Source organism: Haloarcula amylovorans (genome assembly GCF_004681185.1).
Lineage (GTDB): Archaea > Halobacteriota > Halobacteria > Halobacteriales > Haloarculaceae > Haloarcula > Haloarcula amylovorans.
The window spans coordinates 1,224,534-1,249,126 of the sequence record NZ_SRIF01000001.1; the positions used below are offsets into that span (position 1 = coordinate 1,224,534).

Sequence of the window (24,593 nt, forward strand, 5' to 3'; positions counted from 1 at the left end):
ACGTGGACAATCGCGTGCAATTGCGCGGCGTCGTGGTGGGAGTCGAGGAGCCGAAGACCGTGAGCACGCAGTACGGCGAGAGCGAGCTCTGTGAGGTGACGCTCCGGCCCGAGCGCGGAGCCGGTGAGCCGACCACGGTCACGCTGTGGGGGAAGTGGACCGAGACGGCCGAGTACCTCGAAGCCGGGATGGAACTGGCCGTCTACGACCCCGACGAGCGCCAGTATCGGGGCGAGACGCAGTACTCGGTGGGCGGCGACTCGGCCGTCGTCGTCGAGCCGGACTTCCTCGTGGACGTGACCGATATCCGGGCGTGGGTGCAGTGCCCCCGGATGTACTACCTCCGGAAACTCGACGGTGCCGACCTCGTCTATCCGCTGGTGAAAGGGACCGTCGTTCACGAGGTGTTCGGCGACTTGCTACGGGGCCGCGACGTGGAGAAAGCGATAAACGAGCAAATTGAGCAGGCGGGGCTGGACATCGGTCTACTGGGGCGGGAGGCCGACGAGGTGGCTGGCGACGTGCGTGACCACGCGAAAGCCATCGAGGGATGGCTGAATCAGGGCACCTTGACCGAATCCGACGGAGCAGAAACCGCCGCTGACGGCTCGAAGCGGGAGTTCAGTCCCGCGGAGAGCGAGTGGCGCTCGGAGATGACGCTCATCTCCGAACGCTTCGGGATGAAGGGGCGGGCCGACGCCGTCCGCCGGGGGATGCCCGTCGAACTCAAGACCGGGAAAAACACCAAGCGCGAACCGCGCTTTCAGGACAAGATTCAGGCGACGGCGTACGCCCTGATGCTCGGCGAACGCGCCGCGAACACGCTCGCCGCGAGCGACGTGATGGCCAGCGACGGCGGGGCGACAGAGAGCCCCATAGAGGCTGCTCCCGATACTGGCACGCTCCTCTATACGAAGAACGCCGCCGTCGACCGGAACGAGGAGAGCGGCGACCTCTCGCCAGCCAAGGAGTTCTCCATCGGGTCGGGCCTGTTGCAGTACGTAATTCGGACCCGCAACGAGATTGCGGCGATGGAGTACGACACCGGCATTCCGACGGGCTACGAGGCCAACGCCAAGTGCGAGTACTGCTTCGAGCAGGACACCTGCATGGCCGTCTCCGGCCGCCTCGACCAGGAGTCGAAGGCCGGGCAGGTCGGTGTCGCCATCCCCGAAGACGAACGGGCGTACTTCGAGCGCTTCTACGACGCCATCGAAGCCGAGCGCCACGCGGTCCACCGCGAGTACGCGAAGCTATGGGAGCAGACGCCCGAGGAGCGAGCTGACGACGACCGAGCCCTGGTGGACCTCGAACCCGCCGGGCGCACCGAACTCGACGGCGGCCGCTGGGAACTGCGTGCGAGGGGAACCGGAGCCGTCTCGAAGATTCGGGAGGGGAACCTCGTGATGGCCAGCGACGGCGACCCCGTGACGGGGGACGCGGAACTGGCGCGAGTCGAGAGACTCGGCGAGGAAATCGTCGTCACTGCCGACGAACCGCTCGACCTGCGCCGGCTGGACGTCTACCCCTCCGAACTGACGACCGACCGGCTCCAGAACGCGCTCCACGACGCCCTACTTACGCAAGCCCCGGAACAGAAAGACGTGTTATTCGGGCGGCGAGAGCCCGAATTTAGCGTGGCGCAGCGCGCCACGGAACAGACGAGCGGGGAGAGGACCGACCCGCGAGCCGTCGAGGAGACGTTCATCGACAACAACCCCGCTCAGGACGAAGCTGTCAAACTGGCCGTCGGAGCCGAAGACTTCGCGTTGGTCCACGGGCCGCCCGGCACGGGAAAGACCTACACCTTAGCGCGGATGTTGCGGGCGCTGGTCGAGGGGGCGGGGCGGAGCCCCGCCGAAGGTACGAGCGGGGAGCAGAGCGACCCGCGAGACAGCGGCGACCGAATCCTGCTATCGGCCTTCACGAATCGCGCGGTCGATAACGCCATCGAAGCGCTCGAAGCGCAGGGGTTCACCGATATCGTCCGCGTCGGCACCGAGAGCGGCGTCCGCGAGGACATGCAGAAATACAGGTTAGAGCAGTCCGGTGATCCCGACGAGTGCGCGGGGACACTCCAGAACGCGCAGGTCGTCGCCGCGACGACGGCCACCTGTGGCGGGACGGCCCTGCAGAGCCAGTCGTTCGACGTGGCCGTCGTCGACGAGGCCGGGCAGCTGACCGAACCCGGGACGCTGGCGGCGACGACGCTCGCCGACCGGTTCGTCCTCGTCGGCGACCACCAGCAACTCCCGCCGGTCGTTCAGTCCGACGACGAGACGCTCTCGCAGTCGCTGTTCCAGCGCCTCATCGAAGCCTCGCCCGAGGTGGGCGTGATGTTAGACCGGCAGTATCGGATGGCACAGCACATTCAGGCCTTCGCCTCCCGAGAGTTCTACGACGGACAGTTACGCCCAGCAACCGGCGAGGTGGCGGCCCAGCGCATCGACGACCTACCGGGCGTTTCACTGGACGCGCTCCCAGCACATCTCCGCGAGCGCGTCGCCTTCGTCGATCCGGACGGCTCGCAAGTCGGTAACACCAACCCCGACGAAGCGGACGCCGTCGCGGACGTGGTAGCGTCCTACCGCGAAGCCGGCGTCCCGGCCGACGACATCGGCGTCATCGCGCCGTTTCGCGCGCAGGTAGCGGAACTCGACCGCCGCCTCCCCGATGTCGCCGTCGACACTGTCGACCGCTTTCAGGGGTCGAGCAAGGAGGTCATCATCGTCTCCTTCGTCGCGACGGGCTCTCTCGACGGCCCCATTTTCGAGGACTACCGGCGCATCAACGTGGCGCTCACGCGAGCGAAGAAATCGCTCGTCCTCGTCGGTGACCGCGATGCACTTGCCTCAGACGGCGTCTACCGCCGGATGGTCGAGTGGGCCGCATAACCCTTTATCCGAGAGACGGTTATGCAAGGTGTAACTTTAGGTACGTACACCTCATATCTAGATGTACAATGAACTGCCCCGACTGTGGCTTCCCATTGGCAGTGGAACAAGAGCTGTCAGAGGAAACGGTCTTCAACTGTCGGAGCTGCGGGGCGGAACACGTCGAGTGAATCGGCGCGCCCAGCTCACCGGTAGGAGTCCGTAGCTTCGGCCAGTAGCCGCTGGTACGGCCAAGTCGTACCCGGCGAATCGGTCGCCGAGGCGGCCACCGTGGCAAGGGGCACTCTCGAATGGCTAGCGCTTTCTCACCGTCGTCTCGATGCGCTTCGACGCTACTGATCAGCTGACCCGCTGGTCGCCGTCTCCGCATCGCGCTTGCGAGAGAGCAGGTCGGCGTACAGCCGCGAACGAAGCGTATTGCGGAGTTCGGTCGCCCGTTCGTCGTCCACGTCGTAGGCCGCCGCCGACCCGCCGAAGACGCTTGCCGTGCTAGCGGTGTCGGCGGTCACGGTGGCGAGGTGGCGTCGTCGCTGGAACGGCGAGCGACCGACGAAGACCGTCTGGATGCGATAGTATGGTGCGACACGAGTGGTCCGTCGCCAGAACCCCGCCCGCGTCGCCAGCACGTCGTCGTCCAGCGCGAACCCGCGATGTCGCCACCTGAGGTGGGCGGCCGGCGGGACCAACGCGAGGAAGGCGAGCAACGCCCACCAGTAGCCGGTTTCGAGGAGGAACCGGTCGACGGCGTACCCCGCTACGGTTAGGACGCCGACGGCGATGGCGAATCGAATCGCGTACCGCCGCCGGGCGCGCGTCGGTGGGCGCTCGAACGACAGATCGCCGAACGGTTCGATGTCGCGGGCGAGTTCGTACACCGTCTCCCGCGGGGCCATCGGCACGGCGACCCCTTGCGAGGACTGGTCGTTTCCACCGCTGTATCCCGCCGTCTCGACGACGAGCGTCGCATAGCCGAACCGTCGCATCAGGACGTTCTCCCTGATCGTGACGGTCTGGACCTTCGAGAGCGGAATCGTCCCGCTGTAGCGTCGAAGCAGCCCCCGCTGATAGCGGAGATCGTCGCCCTCCCGAAACAGGCGGAAGTCGTGATACTCGACGACAGTCAGGACGACGCTGACGACGAGCGCGGTCAGCAGGAACTCCGCGAGGGTGAGGAGGACGAGCGCGACCAGCCGCGGCGGACCGAACGTCTCCAGGAGCGACAGCGACGGCGCGGCGTCGCTCCCGAGGACGGCGAGGTTGAACCGGAACACCGCGGCCACGAGATCACCGCCCAGCGGGAGCCCGGCGAGCGTGAGCGCCGGCGCGGCCGGCCGCACGGAGACGACGGCGTAGGTCAACAGGTCTCGCCACGTGAACGCGAACAGTTCCTCCGTCGGCTCGTCGACCCGGGTCGCGGTCCGCGCGGAATCGGTGTCTGTTGGAGTTGCCGATTCGTCGGCAGCGGCCGCGGCCACGTCTCCCCGTTCGGCCGCCGAATCGTCGCGCTCCTCGGTGCGCCGGTCCTGGCGCTGGACGAGGCGGCGGAGCCGGTCGGCCTCCGACTCGTCGACGGCGTCTAGCGTCGCCTCCGTGGCACTTCCACCAGCCGTCTCGAAGGCCACGACCGAGAGGCCGAGCAGTCGGTTCACCACGCCCTGTTTAGTGTCGACGTTCTGTATCCGCCCGAGCGGGATTTCACGGGACTGCCGAGCGAAGACGCCCGACTCGACCGCGAGCGTGTCGCCTTCGATATCGTACCGAAAGCGGTAGTACCGCGCCAGCGCGAACGCGGCGGCGAGGACGCCGCCGGCCGGCGCGAGCAGCGGAACGACCCAGCCAGGGATGTCCGCCGCTCCGGCCAGTGCAGTGCCAACGAAAAACGCGAAGAACGCTCCCTGTACCGCCGCGACGGCGACGCGCCGGACGGCACTCAACGGATGGAGCCGTCTCATACGGCGTCGGTCGCCTCGCTCTCGATAGCGAGGTCCCGAAGTCGCTCGCGTAGTTCGGTCGCCCGTTCTGGCCGGAGGCCCGGAATCGTGATGTCGGCCCCCCGCGATCCAGCGGTGTAGACGACGACGCTGGCGAGGCCCGCGGACCGCTCGATTGGCCCGCGGGTCGTGTCGACGTGCTGGACCCTGACGTACGGGACGGACGTGTCGGTGCGGGTCAGGACGCCGCGAACGAGAAACAGTGCGTCGTCCTGCAACTCGAAGCGCCAGATTCGATGGGCGAGCACCGCGTGGACGGCCCCGAGCGATACCAGCAGCCCCCAGAGAACGACGACGGCGGTGAGCGGGAGTGAAACGGCGAATCTGTCCACGAGGACGGCGATTCCCGCCAGCACGGACACGCTGATGGCCGTCCGTCCGGCCCACAGCAGTCTCACTCGCGGGTGCAACGGCTCCATATACGTGCATTGTGGACCGAGGAGCCGTTAACAGTTGTCGTAACGGGCCGTCCTACTCACCGCCCGTGAACGGCGACCGCAACGTCGCCGTCAGATAGCGCTCGGCGGTTCCGTCTCCTGTTCGGGGAAGCCGACGAGGAGCGTATCCTCGACGAGCGCTTCGGTCCCGCGTCGGAGACATTCCGAGACAGCCTGATGGGAGACACCAAGTTCGTCGGCCAACTCCTCTAAGTTGATGGCCCGAGGCACCTCGAAATACCCGCGCCTGACTGCCGTCACGAGCGTCTCGTATTGCTCCGTCGTCAGGCCGTAGCGACCCGAGGGGTCCCCTTCCATCTCTCTGATCGCGTCGACGGTGAACTCCAGTTCGTGCTCGATACAGAACTCCTTCGTCTGAGAGAGATGATCCCGCGACGGGTAGAGCATCCGGAGATGCCACTGTTCCTCTGTTCCGAAGGCGTTCAAGATGGTCGCCTCCCCGTTCGTTAGCATCTGGAGGAGGAGGCCGACCTGCTCTATCCAGTGTATCCGATAGAGCAACCCGTCGTCGAAGTCCGCCAACAACTTGAGGTCGTCTACCGTGGGGTCGTCAGCGCAGGCACTTTCGAACTCGTCTACGCCGACGTTTCGGACCCAGATGAGCGGCATCACGATCTTCTCACCACCCTTGACGATTCGTTCGGCTTCGACTTCGAGCGTCGGGAGCGCCGTGAAAGTTTCAGCCAGCGCAACCTCCGTGGCCGGAACAGTCGCTCTGACTATCGTGGGCATGTTGTCGTTCCCTCCAGTACAGTGTTGCGTCGAGTATCCTGCGCTCGGTCGAGAACTCGCGTCGTGCGATGCCCGCTCGTGGTCGAGTTCCGCGGAACTCGGTTATCGTGTTCGTCGAATACAGTACGGCTACTTTCCCCGGGTGAATAGCTGTATATATGTCGCATGTTGATAGGATACTGCGTGTTTTTCACGGCCGATAGAGTACGATATAATCTACGCGGGTACTCAGTAAGTATTTTACTCTCACATATAACGGTCCATTTGAGCCCTCGACCCCGAACTATAACCCATCTCCTCCGAGTGTTACTCACAGCAGATGGTCGTCATCGCAGATATAACAGTCCAGTCGGAGGATTTCGCGCTCGGGAACCTACTCGACGAGTATCCGGACATCGATATCGAAATCGAGCGCATCGTCCCGCTTCAAGACGGGGTGATGCCGCTCGTCTGGGTCGCAAACGCACCGCTAGAGGCGGTGGAAGAGACGATTCGAGCGGACTCGCTGACGAAAGACGTCCACGTCATCACTGACGCGGACGAGCGGACGCTATTCGAGATTCGCTGGAGCTCGGAGATAAACGGGCTCGTCCAGTCCATGATCGAAAACGACGTGCAGGTGCTGACCGCCGACGGCGACGAGGACGAGTGGGAGTTCCGATTGCAGTTTCTGTCTCGCTCGGACCTCACCTCGTTTCGGGAGCAGTGCAACGGGAACGGCGTGAACGTCCACCTCCGACGCCTCTACAATCCGACGATCGCAGAGGAGAATCGGGAGTTGTCCGGCGAGCAGACGGAACTCATCACGGCGGCGCTCGATATGGGTTACTGGAACGTCCCGCGGGAACACACGCTCGGCGAGGTGGCCGACCGCGTCGGCATCAGCACGAACGCCGCCTCCCAACGGTTGCGACGCGGATTGGAGAAACTCGTTGAACGGGAAGTCACTCGCGGAACGTGAGCCGGCGGGAATCGGCGCTTCTCAGTCGTCCATCGCCACAGCGCCGTCGCCGTCGATTTCGGCGAGGACCCGTTCGTGGAACGCTTCGAGAACGGCCGACTCGTCCTCTGCGAGCACTACGTCGCTTGCCAGTAGCGTCGCCAATCCGAACGCCCGCGGCGTCGGGGAATCGACTCGTATCGTCGTCACGTCTACGGCCCCGCGTTCGATGTCGCGCAGGACGTCCTCGATGCCGGCGACGTTGAGCTTGTCCTCCAGAATCTCCCGATAGGTCTCCTCGACGACGGCGAAGTCGCCGAGGTCCTCGGCGAACCCGAGCAGCATCTCCGAGGAGACCTGTTGCTGGCTGGCGGACTTCTCGTAGCCCTTGTAGCGCTTGAGTATCATCAGCGAGCGCGTGGCGTTGATGCGGAAGTACCGCTGAAGCAGGTCCGTGCCGTCGAGGCTGGCCCGGAGGTCAGCCCGGGCCTCACTTGGGTCGAGGTCCTCGATAATCCGCTGGATGTCCACCTTGCGGTTTAGCGGCATCGAGAGGGTGAAGCCGTTATCGGCGACGGCCACCTGCACGTTGGCGTTGGCGGCCTGGGCCAGCTGGTAGGCCAGAAGCCGGGAGAAGCCGTCGTTGAACCGCCGGCCGTAGTTCGAGTGGACGTGATAGTGACGTTCGTACTCGTCGTGATCTAAGACCGTCTCAACGACGAGTCGGTCGGCCGTGGCGACGCTCTCGCTGCCGGCGTAGGCGACCTGCTGGCCGAACATCCGGGCGATAGCCCTGACGCTGTTCTCGTCTAAAGGCATCTCCCGGAGCCAGTTGCGGACCTCCGACATTCCGCCGCGTTCGAGCCTGTCGAGGAGGTCACGCTGGAAGGTGAGTATCTCCTGCCCGAGGTCGTAGGAGAGGGGGAGCCGCTCGGAAAACCACGATGGCACCGTCGGTCGGGCGCTCGTGGGGTCGACGTACACCTTCGAACCGCGCCGGTAGCGGTACTCGTAGTTCGCGCCGCCGAGGACGAACACGTCGCCCTGCTCTAACGTGTCGAGGTAGGACTCGTCCAGTTGGCCGACCCACTCGCCGCTTGACCGGGTCTTCACGTCGCAGGTGAACGAGTCCGGAATCGTGCCGATGTTCGTCATGTAGATGACGCGGGCGAGTCGACCCCGCTTGCCCATGAGCGGTTCGCCCACGTCGTACTCGTCGTAGTGGTACTCGCCGTCGGGCGGGTCGTTCGCATCGCGCCACACCTTCGCGTAGACGTTCTTCTCCTCCATCCCCGGGTAATCGGCAGTCATGTACCGCATGAGTTGTTCCCACTCCTCGTCGCCGTAGTTCCGGTAGGGGTACGCGCGCCCGAGGATACCGCGAATCTCGCGCTCGGGACGGACCTGATTGATGGCCATGCCGTAGACCTGCTGTGTCGCCACGTCCTGTGCGTTTTCGGGGATGAACACCCGGTCGACGAATCCCTCCTCGGCCTTCTTGAGCATCACCGCGCACTCGACGAGTTCGTCCCGGTCCAACGCGATGACGCGGCCCTCGACGGTCTGGCCGAGCTGGTGGCCCGCCCTCCCGATGCGCTGCAGCAGCGAGGCGACGGACTTCGGTGAGCCGACCTGCACCACGAGGTCGATGTGGGGCATGTCGATGCCCAGTTCCAGACTCGTCGAGGTGGTGACGACGTCCAGCGTCCCCGCCTTCAGCGCCTCCTCGATCTCGTGGCGCTTCTCCTTCGAGAGCGAGCCGTGGTGACACCCGGAGTTGCTCTCGTCGTAGGCGTCGAACGTCTCGCGGAGGTTCTGGAGCACTCGCTCGGCCCCTGAACGGGTATTCGTAAAGACCAGCGTGTTCGTGTGACTCTGGACGTGGTCGTGCAGTTGCCGATAGAACCGGTCGGTCACGACGCCGCTCGGCGTATCGATGAGGTCGTCAGTCGGACAGGAGAGTTCCACGTCGAAGTCCCGGGAAAAGCGTGTGTCGACGATTTCGTACGGGCGGGACTCCCCGCCGGGTTCGTCCTGGCCGACGAGGAACTCGGCGACGGTGTCGAGCGGCTCGACGGTGGCCGAACAGCCGATTCGCGTCGGCGACCCCTCGGTCATCGCCTCCAGCCGTTCGAGCGACACCGAGAGATGAGTCCCTCGCTTGTTCTCCGCGAGGCTGTGGATCTCGTCGACGACGACGTACTCCACCGTCTCCAGTTTCTCGCTGAACTTCGGGGAGTTGAGCAGGATGGCCAGCGTCTCCGGCGTCGTGTTGAGGATGTGCGGCGTCGTCTCTAACATCGCCTGTCGCTCGCTGTCGCTCGTATCCCCGTGCCGGATGGCGTGGCGGATGTCCACGTCCTCGCCCCGCTCGTCCAGTTTCTCCGTGACGTCGGCGAGGGGGACCTCCAGATTCCGGTGGATGTCGTTGGCCAGCGACTTCAGCGGCGAGACGTACAGGCAGTAGACGGAGTTGTCGAGGTCGTCTTCGCGGGCCTTCCCGAACAGTTCGTTGATGATGCCGGTGAAGGACGCGAGAGTTTTACCACTCCCTGTCGGCGCACAGATGAGCGCGTTCTCGCCCTCGTGGATGAGCGGGACGGCCTCCTTCTGTGGCGGCGTGAAGAAGCCGCCGTTCCCGGGCACGAACTCCCCGAATTGCTCGACCCACCACTCCTGGACGACCGGGTCGAGCAACTCCAGCACGTCCGCGTCGTCGATGGCGACGGATTCCGGGTCGAACGCCGGGGCCGTCGCCGCGAGTCGCTCTCGTCCTCCCATCGTGGCCTCTCGTCTGGAGGAGGGGCCGCGCGGTCAAGTGGGTTCCGGCACCGCCGGCCCGCCGGTCGATTCACCCTGCCCGAATAGCGTCGGGTTACCGCCCTGGGTCGACACTCAAATCTCAGTCGGAGTCTCCCGGAGATTCATTACGCTGGGGCTCACTGAGTCGGTTATGTCCTTGCTGCCCTCGCGTGGCCCCGACGCGAGTGCGTCACAGGACGGCGAACTCCAACTCGTCGGTGTCGACGAAGATGTCTCCGCTGTCCTCGACGCGCTCTCCTCCGAAACGGCCCGCGAGATACTTAACACGGTCTACGAGGAACCGGGCACGCCCTCCGAACTGGCCGACCGACTCGGGATGTCTATCCAGAAGGTGTCGTATCATCTCGAAAAGCTCGAAGAGGAAGAACTCATCACCGTCGCCGGCACCCAGTACTCAGAGAAGGGTCAAGAGATGAAGGTCTTCGAACCGCCGGAGGACCCCCTGGTGCTGTTCGTCGGCACGCAGGACCGCAAGCGCTCCCTGCGGTCGCTTCTCACGCGTCTCGTCCCCGTCGTGGGCCTGCTTACCGCCGCTAGCGTCCTCGTCCAAATTCTGCTCGGCAACGTTCCGATTCCGTTCGGGATGTCCTCCTCGGGCGGTGCCGACGGCGGCGATGCCGGTTCCGCAGGTGGTGCGGCTACTCAAGGCTCGGCGACGCCGGAACCGGCCGCCGATACGCCGACCCCGACCCAAAGCGGCGACGGTGGCGGGTTCAGCATCGCGGAGGCGACGCCGACGCCTACCCCGAGTCAGGGAGCAGCAGCGACCGAGCGAGCCACAGACGCCGTAGACGCCGCATCGCGGGGCACCGAAGCCGCCGCAACTGCCACCGGGAGCGGGGCGGCCGAAATCGCGCCGGGACTCGCGTTCTTCCTCGGTGGCCTGCTGGTCGTCGCCATCGTCACGGCGATGTGGGCCTACAGCAACTACCGATAGTCGAATCACGCGCTGTGTGGGAGTTTTTCGGTCGTTCAAAACGCGTTTTGAGCCTCAGATGCACTTTTTATATACCCCGTGCAAGTGTAGAATGCGCCGTCAGGGGGCGTCGGTCTGCTGCTGTCCGCCCTGTCAGGTGACAGCTCCGCCCTGTTGGACTCCACCAGTCCCCGTCGACGGCCATCAGCCTGCCCACTTCGCCGCTGACACGGCCCTGAGCGGTCCCCCCTCCCCGCCCTCCATCGCAGTCCGCCCGTCCCCGCTGACGCGACATCACTTCCTTTGTGCTTCGACCCGACGAGTCGAGTATGCGACTCACGTTCCTCGGGACCGGCAGCGCCATGCCGACCGGCACGCGCGCCCAGTCCGGGTATCTCCTCGAATCGGGGTCCGACGCGCTCTTGATCGACTGCGGTAGCGGCGTCCTCTCCGCGCTCGCCCGTACCGACCGGGGGTACGAAGACGTGGACACCGTTCTGTTGACACACCACCACCTCGACCACGTCTCCGACCTCGACGTACTGATGAAAGCACGCTGGCTGGCCGGCGAGACGGACCTGACGATAGCCGGTCCACCGGGTACGGAATCGCTCGTTCACGACCTCCTCTCGGTCCACGAGTACATGCAGGACCGACTGGACCTGACGCTGCGCGATATCGAATCGGAGTCGTTCTCGTTGTCGGGATTCGACGGCGAGCGATTCGAGACGCGACACTCGATGCAGTGTTTCGCCTATCGGCTCGGGACCGAGGAAGGCGGGCCGACGATGGCGTTCAGCGGCGACTCGGAGGCGTTTACCGACCTCGTCGAGTTCGCCGATGGGGCGGCCGTCTTCGTCCACGACTGCTCGTTCCCCGACGACGTCGACGTCTCGAACCATCCGACGCCGTCGTCGCTTGGTGACGCACTCGCAGGGGCCGACGCCGACGTGGGACGAGTCTACCTGACACACCTCTATCCGCACACTGAGGGGCGACACGACGAGATGCTGGAATCGGTCGGCGACCGCTACGAGGGCGACGTTCGCTTCGCAGAAGACGGTCTCTCCATCACCGTCGACGAGTTCTGAACGGCGAGACGACTGCGCTCTCAGACTCGCTTGAGCGTGACGCGGAACTCGGCACCGCCGTACTCGCTCTCGTCGACGGTGACGTGGCCGCCATAGGACTCGGTCAGCGCCCGGACGAATCCGAGTCCAAAGCCGCTCCCGTCGCTCTCTGGGCCTTTCGCCCCCATCTCGAATATCTCCTCGCGGAGATGTTCGGGGACGCCGTCGCCGTCGTCAGCGAACCGGACAAGTACCGTATCGGACCCGGACTCCTCGACGCTGATGACCATGTGTACGTCGCCCTCGTTGTGGACAGCGGCATTCGAGACGAGATTGGTAAACACGGAGTCGAGCAGTTCGCCGCTGAAGACCCGATACTCGAAAGCCGACCGGTCGAAGTCGATCGTCAGCGAGTCGTAGTTCGCTGCCACTTCGGTGACGGTCTTATCGAGTATCGACCCGAGCGGCCGGGGTTCGGGCTCGTCTTGCTGTTCGAGCGTCGAGACGAGCGAGCCGACGCGTTCGATGAGGTCGGCGGAACTGCGGGCGGCCCGCTGGATCTTCCCGGCGTACTCCTCGGTCTGGCCCTCGACTTCCATCGCGACGGCATCGGCGAAGCCAGCGATGACCTGCAGATCGTTGCCGAGGTCGTGGCGCAAGAGCCGGTCGTACATCTCTATCATCTCCTTGCGCGTCTCTAAGTCCTGTCTGGCTCGTTCGAGGCGTTCGCGCGAGCGGATGTTGCTGATGGCCGTCGCGGCGTGGGAGGCCAGAATCTCCAGCGGTCGGCTATGCTCCTCGCCGAAGGCGCTCACGGTGGTCGAGCGGGTGACGAGCACCGCCGTCACTTCCCCGCCCACCTGTGCGGGGACGGCGAGCGTTGCCGTCACGTCCGAGTCGGTCGTCATACCTGCACCCTCACCGGTCGTGACGACCGTCTCACCGTCGTCGAATGCCTGCCGAGCGACGGCGCTAGGTTGGTCGCCCTGACTCAGTCGGGGGTTCGTGCTGTGGACGACGCGCGGCTCGCCGTCCCGGACTTCGATGAACGTCGAGTACGAGAACTGAAAGAGGAGCGACATCGCCTCCAGCGTGAGCGAGACGACCTCCTCGACGCTCTCACAGCGGTTGAGCGCCTGGCCGTACTTGTTCAGGTCGGCCACTTGCCTCGCGAAGTCCGGTTGTTCCTCGAATGACATCCACTAATTCCTCACAACGTGATTGTAAGTGAGAGGAGAGGGTAATAAAAAACCGTTTCGGGCGATTACAAGAAACGATACTCTGGAAACGCCGGTCGAAAGCCGGCTTTACAGTCGGTTTTCGCTGCCGAGACTCAGTCGAGTCTGTACCGTAGCAGCGCGGCGATCCCGCCGAGGTTCGCCAGTTGCTGGCCGGGGGCGAACTCCGCCGAGAAGACGGTCACGTCACCGCCTTTCTGTTCACTCGTCTCGATGATTTCGTCGACGTCGACATCCCAGTCGCCTTCGCCCGCCCGTTCCAGCCGGAGACGTTCGTCTAAGACGAGCAGCGTCTCGATAGCGCCGAAGTCGGCGGCTTTGGCTACTTCTTCGGGGCCGTAGGCGACTTCGCTCCCCTCGCCGATGCGGGCCATCAGTTCGTCGATGAGGTCTGCCTCCTCTGCGATACGGGTCTGCTGTTGGACGTCCTCGACGGCCCCACGTTTCAGCACCTCGTGGACGCCGCGGTCGCCGACGCTCGCGGTGTCGACGACGGTTATCTGCTCGGCTACCTCCGGAATCTCCTCCTCGAAGTAATCTAGCGCGTCCTGCTTCGTGAAGCCGGGACCGGCGAGGATGTAGGCGTCTACGTCCTGGCGTTTCAGCACCTTCGCGAGTTCGCCGAACAGTTCGTCGCGGGGCCGGGCGTACTCGCCTTTCCCCGTCGTCGAGGTGATGACGGCCCGCTCTTCGGTGCCGTACTGAGCGACGGTGTGGACGTGCGCCTCGCCCTCCTCGACGGTTGCGATGACCACGTCGGGGTTCTCGGTGGCCTCGACGGCCTCCGCCAGTCGGTCGTTCTGGTCGGGTTTCCAGCGCTTCTCGATGGTCAGTTCGGTGTGTTCCTCGACGTTGAGAGTGTGGTGAAAGCCCAGCTGGTCCTCGCGGGAACACTCGATAATCTCGCCGCCCACCCGAAGGCGGTTGGCGAACTTCGCGAACTCCACGTCCGTGACCTCGATGGCCAGCCACATGGGTTCTCGCTCGCCACCGGAGTCCCGGAGGTTGTCGTCATTGCGCTGGATGCGCCGCGTAGTGTCACCGGAGACCCGGTCGCCGGGTTCGATGACGTACGAGAGGTGCCAGAGGTCGTCGAGCGTCTCGGGGACCACCTCGACGCGCTCCCGACCCTCGCCGGTGGCTTCCCGGCTCTTTATCTGCATATCTCCCCCTCGACTCGCCGGTCACAAGTGCCCTGCTATTTACACCGCGGGCTGGACAGCGGTGGCCTCCTCGTCGGTCTCGGCCTTCAAACCGAGTTCCGAGACGCCCACGCCGATGGCGTAGGCGCTGGCGACGGAGCCGTAGAACAGGACGAACGGCACGAGGAACGTCGGGACGAGCAGGAAACTAACGACGAGCAGTAATCCGCCGATGACGACGTTCTTCAGCGTGCTGTCGCTGTTCCGTGGATAGTTGATGGCTTCTTGAAACAGTAGTTTCTCCTGATACGACTTCGAGGCCCCCTTCCCCCGACGTGCCTCTGCCCGTCTCTATTCGTATAATACTGCCAACAAGTATGTGAACGTGCGTGAGCCGTGCTATGCTTCGACCGGCAGTAGAAAGAACGACGCGCTACTCCTCGACCATCCGACTCCCACCGGGCGGGAGGAACTCCTGAATCCGGTCGGGGCTGGCGACTTTCCGGACGAACGTCTCGTCGGCGAAGCGCGATTTGAACTCCCGGTAGAGCATCTTGGCGATGTCGTTCTGGGCGTACTGGCCCGGCTCGACAGTGATGCTCGTCGCGGCTTGTGGGCGGATCGCCGCCGGTGGGCCGCCGATAACTCGTGTCTCGTCGTCGCAGGTGATGCCGACGGCGACGCTCGCGGCCGTGTCCTCGAAGTAGGTGCGGTCTCCTCGCACCGCAAACCCGCCCTTCTCCAGGTACTCGCCGCTCTCGGGCGTCTTCGACACCTGATCGGGGTCGACCATGTAGACGTCGCCCGCGAACCGGCCGTCCTTCCAGACCGAAGAATAGGAGACGGCGAACTGAGCCGCCTGGTCGAGCGAGGACTGCGGGAACTCGACTTCCTTCGCCGGTTCGCTCGGCCCGGTCGCCTTGAGGACGGTGACGGGGCCGCCGTGGGCTTGCGCGTGGAAGAACTTGTCACCGCGTTCGAGATACTTCTGGACCAGTTCCTCGTTGTCGTCGGCGTCCCGGCCGCCGATGACGAGGTAGCCGTCTGCGGTGTGGAACCAGCGGAACTGCTCGTACCATTGCTCGGTCGAGCGGATCGGAATCGAGGGCTCGCTCAGCCAGTCGGTCGGTTCGTCGTCTTTGTCCTCGTCGTCCTCCGTTTCCGTCTCGGTGTCCTCGGCCTCCCACTCCTCGCGGCGCTCTTGGACGGCTTCTAAGTCCTCGCGCGTGTCCTCGATGGCCGCCAGCGCGCCCTCCTTCTTGCCCTCGATGCGTTTGGCCTCCTTGTACAGTTCGTCGGCGTTCTTCTCGACGCCGGTGTGGGCGTCCACCGTGACGCGAGTACCGTCGATATCGAGCGTCACGGTCCCCTCGGTGCCGTCGATGCCGACGACGGCCGCCGCCGCCGGGATTCCCTGGTCGGCCCCCTCCTCGAACGTCGCCTCGATTTCGGCCCACGGCACGTCGTCCTCGCGGGCGGCCTGCACCGTCGAGAGCACCTCGTCGACGAGGTCGTAGTTCGCATAGAGGAGTTCTGCCTTCTCGCGTTCGGCCTCGGCGTCGGCCTCGAAGTCCTCGATGGCCTCCTCCTGTTGCCGGATGATGTGTTCGTACTTCGAAACCTCCGCCTCGAAGTCCGGGCGCTGCGGTTCGCCGCCTTCGACCTGCTCCTCCCGCTGGAAGTTGAAGAAGTAGTCGTCCAGCGCGTCGTTGAACTCCTCGAACGGTTCGCTGTAGAGATGTTCGTACTCGACCAGTGGGATGGGCGTCACGTCGACGCGTCGGCGGTTCTCTTCCTCGTTGCCGTCGCTGGCGTCGGCGTCGTCAGAATCACCGCCATCGTCTTCGGTCGATTCGTAGTAGACGCGCGGGTCGAGGTCCCCCTCGCGGAGTTGCGTCGCAAGTTCCGAGACGACCTCGTACAGCCGCTCCAACTGCTCGTCGGTCAGCTCCTCGACAGGGAGATTGTACTCGATGTCGGCTCGCGAACAGAGTTCCTCGCCGTAGAGCCCGCCGAAGTTCAACTGCGTAGCGAGGGTGCGGACGACGTCGGCGTCGGACTCGCGGATGCGCGCGGCGAACCCCTCGTAATCGACCGTGAGCGGGTTGAACCGTGCCGACGGGAACTCATAGGGCGTCCCCGGCGCGACGGTGCGCGATTTGAGTCGAATGGTGTCCAGACAGTCGATGACCTCGCCGTGTTCGTCCAGCACGGCGACGTTCCCGTCGCCGAACAGCTCCGCGACGATGGTCGTCGAGGCGTCCTCGCGGTCGAACTCCAGTTCGAGGATGCGGTCGAACTCGAACTGCTCGACGCGGGCGAGATCCGCCCCTGACAGGCGATTCCGGAGCATCATGGCGAAATCCGGTGGACGGCCCGGCGCGTCCGGAACGTGTTCCGTCGCGGCGACGTGGGCGCGCTTGACGTCGCCCAGTTCGATGATGAACTCTACTCGCCCGCGGTCGAAGTCCCGCAGCTTCAGCCTGACCACGTCGTCGTCGGCGTAGAGGTAGGCCTTGTCGAGCTTGGCCCCCAGATAGTCGGAGAGTTCGCTTTCGAGCGCCGCGAGGTCGACGCTCGTCAGCTCCCGCTTTTCGTCCATGCCGATGGCTGTCGGCGGCGACGCAAAGGCCTGTCGGGACTGCTCGAACGCGGCGACTGGAGTCAGAGCGCATCAACGATAGTTCCGCCCGTGTCCAGTCCGTTCCGCAGTGCCGCGTGGAGCCGTGGCTCGCCGGCCACCCAATCGCCCGCGAAGAAGAGGTCGTGGTCTCTCGCCACCGCGATTTCGTCGTGTTCGACGGTCGCTTCCGACTGGGAGTACCGCCAGTGCTGATAGTCGGTCCAATCGGGGTCGGTCAATCGGTCGTCGTCCAGTAAGTGCGCCGTCCGCTGGGCGATATGCTCGATAAGGGCGTCCGGCCGTTCGTCGTAGTTGGCGACCGACCAGCCCTCGTTCATCTGGACCAACAGCAGCGACTCCCCGTCGGGGACGTGGCCGTCTTTGCATTCCTCGCGGCCGACCCAGCCGATGTCGTGGTCCTTGTCGCTGTTGACGGCTGCGTACCACGGCACGTCGAGTTCGAATGGGTAGTGCAGGACGCCCGCGACGACGGTCCGATAGGGGACCGACGCGACGGCATGGCGAATCGAGCGGCGGTCGTCGTGGCTCCACTTCGCCTGTCCGAGGATGTCCGCCGTCTGCGGGGCCGGCGGCGTCAGCAACACGCCGTCGTACTGGCCGTAGTCGGTCCCTCCGTCGTCGTAGATGCGCCACCCGCCGTCGGTCCGTTCCAATGTTTCGACGGTGACCTCGTTGCGGACGCTCGCCTCCGTCTCGGCGAACAGCCGTTTCGCGAGCTGGGTGATTCCCGCCTCGTAGGTCCACTTGTGTTCGTCAGCATCTTTCCCCTCGTGAATCTCGCCGTCGCGCTCGAAGGCGTAGATTGGGTCGTCGACGTCGACGAGGCCATCGGTCGGCAGTTCGTCGGTGACGAGTCCGGTGACGCGGTCGTCGGCGTCCTTGAGGTAGTTCGCGCCGTACTCGTAGACGCAGTCGTTCCTGCGCCGGGTGGCCGCGCGGCCGCAGACGCCGCGGCTCTTTTCGAGGACCGTCACCTCGACCGGTGCATCACGGAGTGCGTACGTCGCCGCGGCACCGGCCGCACCGGCACCGACGACTGCCAGCGTCGCCGTCATACTCAGAGGGTAGGCCGGCGCGAGTAAATAACTCGGGGCGTGGAATCGATATTAGACGCTCGCGGCGAGTGCTCGGAGCGCATCTGACCCGCCCGACAGGAGTGGCTCGCCGTGGCCCATCGCCGCCACGTCGAAGGCGGGAATCCGGGATGCGAGGCCGCGCACGCTCTCGCGCAGGCGACCCATATCGTAAGAGTCGCCCCAGAACGGCGTCGTCAGTCCACCCGCTTCCTCCCAGACCAAGTCGCCGAGAAACGCCGTCGACGCGGCCCCGTGATGATAGACGAGGTGGCCGGGGTTGTGGCCAGGCGTGTGATAGGCGGAAAACCCCGCGATGGAGTCGCCTTCCGCAAGCGGCCGCCAGTCCACGTCGGGCAGCCGTGATAGCTGTCTGCTCACGCGGTGGAACAGGCCCTTGTGGTGGAACAGCGGCGGGTCGGCCCCCCCGTCGAGCAGCGCCAAGTCTTCCTGTCCGACGTACACCGGGCCGTCGAACTCGGGGACGAGGCGATTCAGACCACCGACGTGGTCGAGGTCGTAGTGGGTCACCAGCACTCGGTCGATATCCGCAGGACCGTACCCTATCCCGGCGAGTTCCTCGACTATCGTCGGTTCGTTCCACCAGAGGCCGGTGTCCACGAGCGTCAAGCCGTTCCCGTCGCCGTCGAGCACCGACCCGTCGACGAGATACGCGTTGGACATGAACGGTGGGACGAGGCCCAATTCGAGTAGCCACACCCCCTCGCGGAGTCGCCGTACCATACCCTACTGTGGGGTCGAATCCGGAAAACGACGCCGAATCGTGATTGCTAATGTCACACGATGTCGGCGGCAGTGTGGGCGCTTCCTCGGGATGAAGCCGATGATAAGGGAGCCTTATCCCGTCGAGCCAAACGATAAGCACCGATTGTTGATGCTTCCATGACTGTTGAGAACAAACCACATGTCAAGTGACCCGAACGAACGGGAGTTCTCCCGCCGCGACGTCCTGCGAGCGTCCGGCGGCGTCGCCGGCCTCTCGGGAACAGCGCGAATGGGGCGGGGGCCGTCCCTCTTCAGTCAGGACTGCCCCGACGCGACCAGAGAACCGAAAATGATAGACTGCGACTCCGCCACGAAGGCCGGCTGTTCCGACGACCACCCACGAACGAAGGAACTCCGCGACGAGGTTGCGACCGCGCTCGACGACGACTTCGCGACGGTGGGGGCGCTCCTCGACGACGGCTTCATCCCCTACTTCGACCTGCTCAACGAGGGCGACTCCGGCGGCTGGTCGCACTGGCTCAACCCGGCGTACATCAGCGACGACTCGCTGCTCGATGCGTCCCGTCCGGCCTCAATTATGGTGGATAACAAGTGGTGGCGACCGCTCGGCGTGATGTTCATCGCCACGGAGAACGGCGAACCGGCCGACCCGCCATCGGTGTACGGCGACGACGAGGACGACGAAGAGCGCTGTTCGCCGTGGCACCACCACGTCGGCCTCCCGGGTCGCTACGCGTGGTGGAAGTACCAGACCCTCTACACCGGCGGGGCCGACAGCGGCTTCAAGCTACCCTGTCGCACGCCCTGCATGATGCACGTCTGGACGTATCCGAACCCGCACGGCGTCTACGCTCACGGGCCGCCGCCGCGGGGCCAGCGCGGTGGCCCGCCCGCCGAACCCGCCGGCTTCGAGACGGAGTACACGCCTGGCGAGGACATCCTTGGCATCGACGTGGTGGCCGAGGAACTACTTGAGCACGCCGCCGCGACGCTCTCTCGTCGGTGACCGGCCGGTCAGCCATCCAGATACCGCCGCCAGTCTTCGCCCTCAGCGAGCTGTTTCAGTGCATTCGCATGATAGTCGACGAGTCGCTGTAGTCGCCAGCGAGCGACCGCCGCGCCGAGTCGACCTAACGGTCCGAACGGCATCGAAAAGCGAACGTCGTCGCGCATGACCGTCCCGCCCACTACTTCCTCGAAGGTGTGCTCGTGCGAGAGCGATCCGAAGACGCCCGACCGCTGAACGTCGCGAAACTGCCGCGGTCGGTCGAACTCAACGATTTCCGCGGCGAGTTCGAACGGAATGCCGAACTGCGGCGCGCGGAAGGTCACGCGGTCGCCGGGACCGAGCAGCCCCGTCCCCTCGACGGCCTCCTCGTCGGGCATCGTGGCGACGTGGGCCTCGACGTGTCGCGCGAGGTCGAACACCCGCTCGCGCGGCGCGTCGATTCGCGTCTCTCGCTGGATGCGGGACATCGCGTCACACTGGAACCCGCAGCCTCAACCGATTTCCGACTCCGGGACCATTCGCCGACGTGGTCAACCGCACGAACCTGCTCGCGGGACTGTGCTGTCTGGGGGCAGTCGCCGGTCTCGCGGTATTCTTCGGCCCGGCCTCGCTCACCGACGGCCTCGGAGCGACGGTGTTCGCCGGGTTTCTCACGTTCGCAGGCTTGCTCTTTCTCGTCGCCGCGACGGAGCACACGCTCTCAGTCGGCGGTCGTCGTCTCGACTTACACGACTGTAGCGGCCTCGGCGACATCGCGGTCGGCTGTGCCATCTTCGGCGGGCTGTCCGGTGGGCCGAGCGGTGTCGCGGGCGTCGTCTACACAGCGCTGGTCGTTCTCGGCGGCCTGAGCGCCGTGCTGTTCGGCGTCGTCGGACTGGCCGAGAAGTACGGCAGGCTGTAGGCAACATTCCGAACGCGTCGAGGGATGGACGGGCACTACCAGAGCCATACTCGCGCAGTAGCGGCATAGTCCTCTGTCACAGACCAGCACAAGACCCTTTACTGCTGCATCTGTGTCTCGAACGATGTCTCTCCCGACGCTATTCTACGTGGAGTATCTCACTCGCCTCGCGCTGTTCGTCGTGGCATGGATTTCGATAGGGTACTGGTTCTACGCCGACTCTGCCGCCCGTGGCAGTTCGCTCCCCATCTTTTGGAGTATCGTCTCAGTATTTTTCTGGCCTCTCGCCCTGTACTATCTCGCCGGGTTTCGGCGTTCGCACGAGCGAGCGAGACCAACCACGCAAAGAGAGCGTCTCGCGTGGATATTCGCGGTGAGCAGTCTCGTCGCAGTGGTCGTCGGAATGACGGTCACACCGCCGGACCCCTTCTCACAGGGTGTCGTTTCGTGGCTCCTCTTTGCCGCGCTGGTTCCGCTCGCGTACTCTTACAGACGCCGGCAGGTACGACAAACTGTGAGCGTCAGAAACGGTCCCGACTAGGAGACATCTTCGGCAGCAGACGTTGCCGCGTCGCTACCGTTCCCCAACCACGCAGCGGTTACAGCGAGGACACTGCCGACGATGTATCCGCTCAGGATAGGGCAGGCCCACGCGTACTGCGCTATCCACCCCAGTGGCCACGCGAGATAGCCTAGCGTGAGCGTGCCGACAACCAAAACTGCGCCGTAGGAGGTAACAGTCCCGACTGAAGCGACGCCGTCGATAGCTAGCGTCGCCGAGACGGAGGCGAGCAGGGCACCCACACCACAGGCGAGACAGCAGATCAGCGCGAACATGGCCCAAACAAAGGGAGGTGAGGTTGTGGCCGTCTCAGCGGCGATAGCCGCCGAAAGTCTCGGAACCAACAACTGATAGGTGGCGAGGGTGACGGCGACGAACAAAAGGAGGCCACCGACAAATACCGTGACGAGCGGCGAAGCCGTCATCCAGCGTTCTGGAAGCGCCGCGTGCCGTCGCCGCCACCGCCAATAGGAAACTCCAACGCGCGCGGTTCCGACGAGAAGGCCGACAACCGACGCCACGGTCGCTTCGAAAGCGAGCACGTCGAACGGACTCACCATGACGAGTACGTGATTGTCGATGAGTCCCGGCGGAAGCTTGTACGTGGCTAAATTCGCCACCAACGCATCCCAGACGACGAGGTCGAGGACGAGAAACGCCGCGAGAGTGGCGAGCAGAGCGTCTCGAAGTGCGACCACCGTCTCTGACGGTGGCGACGATGGACGGTCACGAGACGCCGAAGACGCTCGAATTGCTGGCTCGGAGACCATCTATCGGATTCGAAGTCCGACATCGACCGTGTCGTTTCTGCAGCTCAGTTATCAACTTTTCTGCCCTACGTCACTATCGGAAAGAACCACTCGCGTAGCGAGAACTCAGTGGGCGGACATTTCCGAGAGCACGTTGAGGAAATACACGCCAGCGACGACGAGGATGATGCCGACGACGCCGGGAACGTCAAGTTGCTCGTCGAAGACGACGACGCCGATGGTCGCTACCCCGACGATACCCAGTGCGGCCCACGTCCCGTAGACCACGCCGAGTGGCAGGTCCTCTAACGTCAGCGAAACCAGATAGAACGCCACTCCGTAGCCGACGAGAACGCCGACGCTCGGTAGCGGTCTGGAAAACCCCTCAGAGAGTTTCAGTGCGGTTGTCCCGAACAGTTCCGAGAGTATCGCGGCGGCGAGGAGGACGTACGGATTCACGGGTTCGTCACGCGGGTTCAATCGAATGTGAAATAGTGATTTCGGCTCAGTCTTCCCCGAGGGTCAGTCGACGGAATAGAGATACACAGCGGTCACGGCGACGGCGGCTTCGGCGAGTTTCGAGAGGATAGACATCGTGTTGAATCGTCCGCTCATCACGAAGAACGCGACGAGCGTGACGACCGCGTAGGCCGCGGCGACGAGGTAGAGTTTGCGCCGCCAGTACCGACTGAAGAAGACCAGCAGGCCAGCGATCCAGCCAGCCCCGTTCAGGTAGAAGAGGATACCTATCGTCTGGTTGAAACCCATGATTCCCGGTGCGAGCAGGAAGTGAATGGCCGCCGAGACGAGGGCTCCGAGGGCGGCGACGTACGCGATGCTGTTCGGCGGGAATCGAACCAACCCAGTCTCCCGAGTCGCCGTGGATTGACTCATATCGAGAAAACCACAACGAAACTACAAAAATTCTCGCCACGACCCGTCGCTACTGAGAGTCGAGTGCTCTGCGAAGCAGGCGAAAAGAACCAACTGTCAGTTCGGTCCGACCTTACTCCAACCGCTTCGAGACGTACGGTCCGTCCTGTTCGTAGTCGAGTTTCTCTCGGTAGTACTCCCGAACGCCGATGCCGGAGATGACCGCGAGTTTCGAGAACCCGGCGTCGCGGGCCAGTTCCTCGGCCTTCGCTAAGAGGCGCTTGCCGTAGCCGCGGTGCTGGTGGTCGTCATCGCCCGCGGCCTGGCCGAGTCCGACCGAGTTGCCATAGACGTGGAGTTCTCGGACGAGCGCGGCGTCCTGTAGCTCCTCTCTAACTGGATCGTTCGGGAACCGAAGCCGGCAGAAGCCTACCAGCACGTCGGTCTCGAAGTCCTCGAAGGAGATGAAGTGTTCCGTGCCGCCGCAGGCCTCGTACGTCATCACGTCGAGTGAGACGTTTTCGGCGTCGTTCTCGCTGTGGCCCGCCTCTCGACAGCGGATGCAGTCACAGGACCAGTCGTGGTCTTCCATCTCCTTCCACGCCAGTTGCCGGAGGTTCGACTTCCAGACGCCGCCCTCAATGAAGTCCGCCGGGATGTCACGCTGGACCCGCTGGAGGCGGGTGTACCGGGGAATCATGTCCTTGATTTCCGCGACGAGTTCGGCCGCTTCCTGATTACCCAGCGGGTCGAAGTCGTTCTTCTGCCACCAGTCGTAGGTAACGGTGCCCGGCACCACGAGTGTTGGATATATCTTGAGATAGTCGGGTTTCCACTGTGACTCCGAGAAGATGCGCCGGAAGTCCTCTAAGCACATCTCCTTGGACATCCCCGGCTGGCCGGGCATCATGTGGAAGCCGACCTTGAACGCCGAGTCCCGCAGGCGGCGGTTGGCGTCGATGCTCGCCTGGACGCCGTGGCCGCGGTGCATCTCGCGGTTGATACGCTCGAACGTCGTCTGGACGCCGACTTCGACCTTCGTCGCGCCCAGATCGAGCATCCGGTCGATCTGCTCTGGGTCACACCAGTCCGGTTTGGTCTCGAACGTCGTGGCGACGTTGCGCACGTCCGCCGTCTCGTTCTCCTCGATGACGTCCTCCAGATACCGGAACTCGTACTCATCGGGATCCTCGGCGAAACTCACGTCCTCAGCGGGCGTGGGTTCGGCGTCCACGTCGAAGTCGTTCATTGCCTCTAAGGCCCGCTTGACGAACCACTCCTGATAGTCGTGGCTCCGGGCGGTCATCGTCCCACCCATGACGATGAGTTCGGCCTTGTCGACGGGATGACCGATCTCGCGCAGTTGGTTCAGGCGAAGCGTGACCTGCCCGTAGGGGTCGTAGTCGTTCTGCTCGCCGCGGGCCGCGGCAGGCTCGTGGCCGGTGTAGGACTGCGCGGAAGAGAACTCCGAGTCCGGGCCGCCGGGGCAGTAGAGACACTTCCCGTGGGGACATCGATGCGGCGACGTCATGATGGCGATGGGCGAGACGCCCGACGCCGTCCTGACGGGTTTGCGCTGGAGCACCTCCTCTAAGACTTCGCGGTGTTCCTGTGGCGCGTAGTCCAGCAACTCGGAGTTTTTCGGGACCTTCGGTGCGGAGTACTCCCGACAGACGTCCACCTTCGCCTGCTCGACGTCGTCGCGTTCGACCTCACCGGCGAGGATGCGGTCGACCAACTCCGCGCACACCTGCTGGAAGGCCTCCGTCTCGCTCGGGTCGGACGTGTCGGTACTCATCGGGTTACCCGAAGTCGTCGTCTCGCGCGAATA

At 64.4% G+C, this 24,593-nt stretch carries 22 protein-coding genes; 7 read left to right on the forward strand and 15 right to left on the reverse strand.

The features are described 5' to 3' along the window. The first annotated feature begins 14 nt into the window (after window positions 1–14). A complete protein-coding gene (locus E4S61_RS06215) occupies window positions 15–2,894 on the forward strand; it encodes an AAA domain-containing protein (protein ID WP_135303016.1) in 2,880 nt (959 codons plus the stop codon). A 332-nt stretch (window positions 2,895–3,226) separates the two neighbouring features. Here the strand turns inward: E4S61_RS06215 and E4S61_RS06220 are convergent, their stop codons facing one another. From E4S61_RS06220 to E4S61_RS06230, 3 genes are all read right to left on the reverse strand, one after another. After that, window positions 3,227–4,846: a PH domain-containing protein gene (locus E4S61_RS06220; RefSeq protein WP_135303017.1), complete on the reverse strand. Its 1,620-nt coding sequence runs from the start codon at window positions 4,844–4,846 to the stop codon at window positions 3,227–3,229. Continuing rightward, entirely contained in the window at window positions 4,843–5,304 is a 462-nt protein-coding gene (locus E4S61_RS06225; protein ID WP_135303018.1) for a PH domain-containing protein, read from the reverse strand. The genes E4S61_RS06220 and E4S61_RS06225 overlap by 4 nt, the downstream gene beginning before the upstream one ends. Window positions 5,305–5,394: 90 nt before the next feature. Then, the gene (locus tag E4S61_RS06230; RefSeq protein ID WP_135303019.1) at window positions 5,395–6,075 is read right to left on the reverse strand and encodes a helix-turn-helix domain-containing protein; all 681 of its coding nucleotides are present in this window, start codon (window positions 6,073–6,075) and stop codon (window positions 5,395–5,397) included. Window positions 6,076–6,394: 319 nt separating this feature from the next. Between E4S61_RS06230 and E4S61_RS06235 the strand changes: the two genes are divergently transcribed. Further along, complete coding sequence (locus E4S61_RS06235) at window positions 6,395–7,036, forward strand: helix-turn-helix domain-containing protein (protein WP_135303020.1); 642 nt, start codon at window positions 6,395–6,397, stop codon at window positions 7,034–7,036. 21 nt (window positions 7,037–7,057) lie between these two features. Here the strand turns inward: E4S61_RS06235 and E4S61_RS06240 are convergent, their stop codons facing one another. After that, window positions 7,058–9,796, reverse strand: a complete 2,739-nt coding sequence (locus E4S61_RS06240; RefSeq protein ID WP_135303021.1) for an ATP-dependent helicase — start codon at window positions 9,794–9,796, stop codon at window positions 7,058–7,060. A 172-nt stretch (window positions 9,797–9,968) separates the two neighbouring features. Between E4S61_RS06240 and E4S61_RS06245 the strand changes: the two genes are divergently transcribed. Next, window positions 9,969–10,775 carry an ArsR/SmtB family transcription factor gene (locus E4S61_RS06245; RefSeq protein ID WP_135303022.1) on the forward strand — a complete coding sequence of 269 codons (807 nt, stop codon included), beginning with the start codon at window positions 9,969–9,971 and terminating at the stop codon, window positions 10,773–10,775. Window positions 10,776–11,083: 308 nt separating this feature from the next. After that, window positions 11,084–11,845, forward strand: coding sequence for an MBL fold metallo-hydrolase (locus E4S61_RS06250; RefSeq protein ID WP_135303023.1), 762 nt, complete (start codon window positions 11,084–11,086; stop codon window positions 11,843–11,845). Window positions 11,846–11,865: 20 nt separating this feature from the next. Here the strand turns inward: E4S61_RS06250 and E4S61_RS06255 are convergent, their stop codons facing one another. The 6 genes from E4S61_RS06255 to E4S61_RS06275 all read right to left on the reverse strand — a co-directional run bounded on the left by E4S61_RS06255 (window position 11,866) and on the right by E4S61_RS06275 (window position 18,665). Next, on the reverse strand, window positions 11,866–13,023 hold the full coding sequence (locus E4S61_RS06255; RefSeq protein WP_135303024.1) for a sensor histidine kinase: 1,158 nt from the start codon (window positions 13,021–13,023) through the stop codon (window positions 11,866–11,868). Between the two features lie 134 nt (window positions 13,024–13,157). Beyond that, window positions 13,158–14,225: an mRNA surveillance protein pelota gene (locus tag E4S61_RS06260; protein ID WP_135303025.1), complete on the reverse strand. Its 1,068-nt coding sequence runs from the start codon at window positions 14,223–14,225 to the stop codon at window positions 13,158–13,160. A gap of 39 nt (window positions 14,226–14,264) precedes the next feature. Beyond that, window positions 14,265–14,387 (reverse strand): hypothetical protein, encoded by a 123-nt coding sequence (locus tag E4S61_RS26490; protein ID WP_280663786.1) that lies wholly within the window; start codon window positions 14,385–14,387, stop codon window positions 14,265–14,267. A 250-nt stretch (window positions 14,388–14,637) separates the two neighbouring features. After that, window positions 14,638–16,806 (reverse strand): ribosome rescue protein RqcH, encoded by a 2,169-nt coding sequence (gene rqcH, locus E4S61_RS06265; RefSeq protein ID WP_135303026.1) that lies wholly within the window; start codon window positions 16,804–16,806, stop codon window positions 14,638–14,640. A 62-nt stretch (window positions 16,807–16,868) separates the two neighbouring features. Beyond that, entirely contained in the window at window positions 16,869–17,903 is a 1,035-nt protein-coding gene (locus E4S61_RS06270) for an NAD(P)/FAD-dependent oxidoreductase (protein ID WP_135303027.1), read from the reverse strand. Between the two features lie 51 nt (window positions 17,904–17,954). Beyond that, entirely contained in the window at window positions 17,955–18,665 is a 711-nt protein-coding gene (locus E4S61_RS06275) for an MBL fold metallo-hydrolase (protein ID WP_135303028.1), read from the reverse strand. Window positions 18,666–18,846: 181 nt separating this feature from the next. Between E4S61_RS06275 and E4S61_RS06280 the strand changes: the two genes are divergently transcribed. Further along, window positions 18,847–19,674, forward strand: coding sequence for a hypothetical protein (locus E4S61_RS06280; RefSeq protein ID WP_135303029.1), 828 nt, complete (start codon window positions 18,847–18,849; stop codon window positions 19,672–19,674). A gap of 8 nt (window positions 19,675–19,682) precedes the next feature. On the opposite strand, the gene E4S61_RS06285 is transcribed toward E4S61_RS06280, so the two are convergent. Beyond that, window positions 19,683–20,144, reverse strand: a complete 462-nt coding sequence (locus E4S61_RS06285) for an SRPBCC family protein (RefSeq protein WP_135303030.1) — start codon at window positions 20,142–20,144, stop codon at window positions 19,683–19,685. 59 nt (window positions 20,145–20,203) lie between these two features. Here E4S61_RS06285 and E4S61_RS06290 point away from each other — a divergent pair, with 59 nt between their 5' ends. Both E4S61_RS06290 and E4S61_RS06295 read left to right on the forward strand, forming a co-directional pair. Then, window positions 20,204–20,578: a hypothetical protein gene (locus E4S61_RS06290; RefSeq protein ID WP_135303031.1), complete on the forward strand. Its 375-nt coding sequence runs from the start codon at window positions 20,204–20,206 to the stop codon at window positions 20,576–20,578. Window positions 20,579–20,702: 124 nt separating this feature from the next. After that, window positions 20,703–21,119: a hypothetical protein gene (locus E4S61_RS06295; RefSeq protein WP_135303032.1), complete on the forward strand. Its 417-nt coding sequence runs from the start codon at window positions 20,703–20,705 to the stop codon at window positions 21,117–21,119. On the opposite strand, the gene E4S61_RS06300 is transcribed toward E4S61_RS06295, so the two are convergent. From E4S61_RS06300 to E4S61_RS06315, 4 genes are all read right to left on the reverse strand, one after another. Beyond that, the gene (locus tag E4S61_RS06300) at window positions 21,116–21,910 is read right to left on the reverse strand and encodes a twin-arginine translocase subunit TatC (protein WP_135303033.1); all 795 of its coding nucleotides are present in this window, start codon (window positions 21,908–21,910) and stop codon (window positions 21,116–21,118) included. The two genes, E4S61_RS06295 and E4S61_RS06300, sit on opposite strands and share 4 nt — an antisense overlap. Window positions 21,911–22,015: 105 nt before the next feature. Then, window positions 22,016–22,348 (reverse strand): DMT family transporter, encoded by a 333-nt coding sequence (locus tag E4S61_RS06305; RefSeq protein WP_135303296.1) that lies wholly within the window; start codon window positions 22,346–22,348, stop codon window positions 22,016–22,018. Window positions 22,349–22,411: 63 nt separating this feature from the next. Then, complete coding sequence (locus E4S61_RS06310; RefSeq protein ID WP_135303034.1) at window positions 22,412–22,783, reverse strand: DUF7475 family protein; 372 nt, start codon at window positions 22,781–22,783, stop codon at window positions 22,412–22,414. Window positions 22,784–22,895: 112 nt separating this feature from the next. Beyond that, window positions 22,896–24,560, reverse strand: a complete 1,665-nt coding sequence (locus tag E4S61_RS06315) for a tRNA uridine(34) 5-carboxymethylaminomethyl modification radical SAM/GNAT enzyme Elp3 (protein WP_135303035.1) — start codon at window positions 24,558–24,560, stop codon at window positions 22,896–22,898. Window positions 24,561–24,593 lie beyond the last annotated feature (33 nt).